This is a genomic window from Mesorhizobium sp. M7A.F.Ca.MR.362.00.0.0, from assembly GCF_004023175.1.
Taxonomy (GTDB): domain Bacteria; phylum Pseudomonadota; class Alphaproteobacteria; order Rhizobiales; family Rhizobiaceae; genus Mesorhizobium.
Window position 1 is genome coordinate 1 of sequence record NZ_RZTF01000486.1, and the last position, 4,243, is coordinate 4,243.

Annotated in this window: 4 protein-coding genes and 1 pseudogene; 4 read left to right on the top strand and 1 reads right to left on the bottom strand. The window is 61.9% G+C overall.

Features of this window, described 5'->3' with window-relative positions; genetic code table 11:
* The 4 genes and pseudogenes from EOC06_RS33575 to EOC06_RS33590 form a co-directional block, all read left to right on the top strand.
* Positions 1–406, top strand: a pseudogene (locus EOC06_RS33575) (DNA polymerase III subunit delta'); the annotation flags it as partial.
* A gap of 141 nt (positions 407–547) precedes the next feature.
* Entirely contained in the window at positions 548–2,098 is a 1,551-nt protein-coding gene (gene metG, locus EOC06_RS33580) for a methionine--tRNA ligase (RefSeq protein WP_128309816.1), read from the top strand.
* On the top strand, positions 2,098–2,892 hold the full coding sequence (locus EOC06_RS33585) for a TatD family hydrolase (protein WP_128309817.1): 795 nt from the start codon (positions 2,098–2,100) through the stop codon (positions 2,890–2,892). The genes metG and EOC06_RS33585 overlap by 1 nt, the downstream gene beginning before the upstream one ends.
* A 3-nt stretch (positions 2,893–2,895) precedes the next feature.
* Entirely contained in the window at positions 2,896–3,714 is an 819-nt protein-coding gene (locus tag EOC06_RS33590; protein WP_128309818.1) for an MBL fold metallo-hydrolase, read from the top strand.
* Positions 3,715–3,794: 80 nt separating this feature from the next.
* Here EOC06_RS33590 and EOC06_RS33595 read toward each other — a convergent pair.
* Positions 3,795–4,243: LysR substrate-binding domain-containing protein (locus tag EOC06_RS33595; RefSeq protein ID WP_245470304.1), on the bottom strand; the 449-nt coding region annotated here is incomplete at its 5' end.

A 4,243-nucleotide genomic window follows, 5' to 3' on the forward strand; every position in this document is an offset into this window, starting at 1 on the left:
GCCTGGCGATCCGGCGGCTCGCGCGGCACTGGTCGGGCGGGCAGGGGGCAGCGCCCGCAACGCGATCCTGTTGACGCAGTATGGCGGGCTGGAGATCGCCTCCACGCTCGACGCTCTGGTCACCGGCAGAAAGAGCGATGTCGGCGGCGCGTTTCGCCTCGCCGAAGCCGTGGCCGGCCGCGATCAGGCGATCCAGTTCGATATCTTCAACCGCCGGGCGCTGGACCTGTTGTCGGACGCGGCAAGTCAGGCAGCACTGGCGGGCGATCTCGCACGGGCCAAAAAATTGTCGGACACTTGGCATGAGGCGCTGGACGCTATATCTGAGACCGATACCTACAATCTCGACAAGAAGCAGCACGCCCTGATCATGATCGACCGCCTGAATTCTGCAATGCGAATGTGACGGTTTTCCCGATGCATGCCGTTGTCCCCAAAACCGGGGCCACTTTTGGGCGGCATGCATTGGCATCGGGATGGCAAATGCTGCCTCGATACGATATCCACCGCCACGCCTTTCCATTCAGACATTCATGACGGTTCATTCATGTCACGCGACAAGTTCTACATCACCACCCCGATCTTTTATCCGAACGGCAAGCCGCATATCGGCCACGCCTATACGGTCATTGCAACCGACGCCCTGGCGCGCTTCCAGCGCCTGGATGGCAAGGACGTATTCTTCCTGACCGGTACCGACGAACACGGTCTGAAGATGCAGCAAACGGCCGAGAAGGAAGGCATAACGCCGCTGGCGCTGGCCGACCGCAATTCGGCGATTTTCCGCGCCATGACCGAGGCGATGGGTGGCTCGAACGACGACTACATCCGCACGACGGAACCGCGCCACTATGAATCCTGCCAGGCAATCTGGAAGGCGATGGCCGCCAATGGCGACATCTATCTCGACCGCTATAGCGGCTGGTACTCGGTGCGCCAGGAAGCCTATTTCGACGAAGGTGAGACGATCGTCGGCGACGACGGCGTGCGTCGCGAACCGCTTGGATCGCCCGTCGAATGGAACGAGGAAGAAAGCTACTTCTTCAGGCTTTCCGCCTATCAGGACAAATTGCTGGCGCTTTATGAGAGCCAGCCCGACTTTGTCGGTCCGACCGAGCGCCGCAACGAGGTGCTCAGCTTCGTCAAGTCCGGGCTGAAGGATCTGTCGATCTCGCGCACGACCTTCAAATGGGGCGTGCCGGTGCCGGGCGACGACAAGCATGTGATGTATGTCTGGGTCGATGCCTTGACCAACTACATCACCGCCGCCGGCTATCCCGACACAAAGGCCGAGCAATGGCGCTATTGGCCGGCTACGCACATCATCGGCAAGGACATTGTCCGCTTCCACGCGGTCTATTGGCCGGCCTTTCTGATGTCGGCGGGCATCGAGTTGCCAAAGCGCGTTTTCGCGCATGGCTTCCTGTTCAACCGCGGCGAGAAGATGTCGAAATCGGTTGGCAACGTCGTGGATCCATTCGCGATGGTCGAGCACTACGGTCTCGACCAGGTGCGCTACTTCTTCCTGCGCGAGGTGCCCTTCGGCAACGACGGCAGCTACAGCCATGACGCGATCGTCAACCGCACCAATGCCGACCTTGCCAATGGTCTCGGCAACCTGGCGCAGCGCTCGCTGTCGATGATCGCCAAGAACTGCGGCGGCGTGGTGCCACAGCGCGGCGACCTGACGGATGCCGACAGCGCGATCCTGGACCAGGCCGTCGCCGCTCTCGACACCGCGCGCAAGGCGATGGCCGAGCAGGGCATCCATCTGGCGCTGGCGTCGATCTTCGGCGTGGTGGCGGAAGCCGATCGCTACTTTGCCGGAGAGGCGCCATGGGCGTTGAAGAAGACCAATCCGGAGCGCATGGAAACCGTGCTGTGGACCACCGCCGAGGTCGTGCGCCGCGTGGCGGTGCTGTGTCAGCCCTTTACTCCGGGATCAGCCGCGAAACTGCTCGATCTGCTGGCGGTGCCGGCGGACAGCCGCGACTTCGTGCATGTCCACGCGGACCATGCGCTGGTGCCGGGCACCGCGTTACCCGTGCCGGAAGGGGTTTTTCCACGTTACGTCGAACAGCCGGACGCGAACGTCTGATGCTCGTCGACAGCCACTGCCATCTGGATTTTCCAGATTTCGCCGAGGAGCGGGCTTCCATTGTCGCTCGCGCCAAGGCGGCCGGTATAGGCCGCATGGTGACGATCTCAACTCGCGTGAAGAGATTTCAGCAAATCCTTGAAATCGCAGAGACTTTCGAAGAAGTATACTGTTCGGTCGGCACCCATCCGCACAATGCCGCGGAAGAGCTCGACGTAACATCTGCCGATCTCGTGCGGCTGGCCGCCCACCCGAAAGTGGTGGCGATCGGCGAGGCCGGTCTCGACTATTTCTACGACAAGGCGCCACGCGATGCGCAGGCGCAAGGCTTTCGCAATCACATCGCCACCGCACGCGAAACGGGGCTGCCGCTGGTCATCCATTCGCGCGATGCCGATGCAGATATGGCTGATATTCTTGAGGCCGAAACGGGGAAGGGCACCTTCCCCTTCATGCTGCACTGCTTTTCTTCCGGGCGTCGGCTTGCCGAAATTGGCGTCGCTCTCGGCGGCTACGTGTCGTTCTCGGGTATCCTCACCTTCAAGAATTCGGCTGAGTTGCGCGCCATTGCCGCCGATGTGCCGCATGACCGGCTGCTGGTCGAAACCGACGCGCCCTACCTGGCGCCCGTGCCGTTTCGCGGCAAACGCAACGAGCCGGCCTATGTCGCCCATACCGCCAAGGTGCTGGCCGAAACCATCGGCGTCAGCGAAGCTGAAATCGCTGATCTGACGACGGATAATTTCTTCCGGCTGTTCGGCAAGATGCCGCGGCCTGTAGAGCAAAGCGCCTGAACGATGACCGACCGGCTGCGCCTCACCATTCTCGGCTGCGGCTCGTCGCCAGGTACGCCGCGCATCACCGGCGACTGGGGCAATTGCGACCCCGACAACCCGAAGAACCGGCGCACGCGTGCCGCCGCACTCGTCGAGCGGATCGCGTCGAATGGCGGCCGCACGACTGTGGTCATCGACACGGGGCCGGATTTTCGGCAGCAGATGCTGCTGGCCGGCGTTAAACGTATCGATTCGGTCGTCTATACCCACCCGCATGCCGACCATATCCATGGCATCGACGATCTGCGCGGCTTCGTTCTCGATCAGCGCCAGCTGATCGACGTTCATGCCGACAGGGCGACGATGCTTCGGCTGCGGGAAGCGTTCGGATACTGTTTCGAGACGCCGCAAGGCAGTTCCTATCCGCCGATCGTCAGGCCGCATCTCATCGACCACACCAGGCCGGTGGTCATCGAAGGAGAGGGGGGTACCCTCACCCTCGAGCCGCTGCCGCAGATCCACGGCGACATCGTATCGCTCGGTTTCCGCATCGGCGGTCTCGCCTATTGCCCCGACATCAGCGACTTTCCGGAGCCCACCGCCGAACGGCTGCGCGCCCTCGACGTGCTGATCATCGATGCGCTGCAATACCGGCCGCATCCTAGTCACCTGTCCCTTGGCGAAGCGCTTGATTGGATCGAGCGGCTGGCGCCGATACATGCGGTGCTGACGCATATGCACGTGCCGCTCGACTACGCAACGGTGGTGGCCGAGACACCAGCCAATGTCGAACCAGCCTATGATGGGATGATGATTGAAATCCCTTACGAATCAGCGTGAAAGAAACAGAACTTCATGACCGGCTCCAGGGCTCGCGTACCCAAAGCGCTGCCGATGCCGGTATGCATGACGACGTGACCTCACCGTCTCGGATACGCTGCCCGGCACACGGCCATCACAGTATCGCGAAACCAGCGATGGGCCGGGTCGGCGTCCATTCGCGGATGCCACATCGCCGATATCTTGAACTCCGGCGTGGGGACCGGGACTTCGAAGGTCGCAAGACCCGATGTGACAGGGAGATCGCTCGTCAAGCTGTTGCCCAGGCATGAATGCGGCACCAGCGCGACCAGATCCGATTGGCGTGCAATCCGCATTGCATCCGGATATCCAGGCACGACGACCCTTATCGCCCGTTTAAACCCCAGCTTCTCCAGGGCGGCATCGACGGGCTCGATTCTCTCCCCATCCTTGGACGCCAAGACATGGTCGCAGGCGGCATATCTTTCTGCGGTCACCGCCGCGCGCTCGAGAAGAGGATGTCCAATTCGGGCCACGCCGACAAGCTTGTCATGGAACAGGAACTGGG